Here is a 698-nt window from a genome sequence, read left to right as displayed (position 1 = left end):
TATCGGGCTCCGACCACTCCCACCGAGGAGATCGTCGCCGGTATCTACGCCCAGGTTCTCGGACTGGACCGCGTCGGTGTAGATGAGTCGTTCTTCGATCTGGGCGGCGATTCGCTGCAGGCCATGCGCCTGGTCGCCGCGCTCAATCGGACGTTGAACGCGGGCTTGGAAGAGCGCGTCGTGTTCGACGCTCCCACGGTCGCCCAGTTGATGCTTCGCATCGGTGGTGAGCAAGGTCGTCAACAGCCGTTGGTGGCCGGCAAGCGGCCCATGGTGATGCCGTTGTCCTATGCACAAAGCCGATTGTGGTTCATCGACCAATTGAACGGTCCCTCACCGGTTTACAACCTGGCAGCAGCGCTTCACCTCGATGGCCCACTTGATGTGGAAGCCCTCGGCGCGGCACTCGCCGACCTCCTGGGCCGCCACGAGAGCCTGCGAACAATGTTCGCCGCACCGGACGGTGTACCCCGCCAGGTCATCGTCGCCGCCGGGCAAGCGGAGTTCGGCTGGGACGTCGTCGATGCCACCGATTGGACTGCGACCCGCCTGCAGGAAGCCATCGATTCCGCATCGCAGCACACCTTCGATCTGGCCACCGAGATCCCGCTGCGGGCAGGACTGTTCCGCCTGTCCGACGACGAACATGTCCTCACGGCGGTGGTGCACCATATCGCGGCAGACGGCTGGTCGATCAC

General features: G+C 64.2%; 1 protein-coding gene. It reads left to right on the top strand.

The window, feature by feature from the left end; genetic code table 11:
• Positions 1–698: condensation domain-containing protein (locus IMZ11_RS43045; RefSeq protein WP_228649396.1), on the top strand; the 698-nt coding region annotated here is incomplete at both ends.

This window comes from Microtetraspora sp. AC03309, from assembly GCF_020826795.1.
Lineage (GTDB): Bacteria > Actinomycetota > Actinomycetes > Streptosporangiales > Streptosporangiaceae > Microtetraspora > Microtetraspora glauca.
This window is presented reverse-complemented; position numbering and strand designations above follow the sequence as displayed.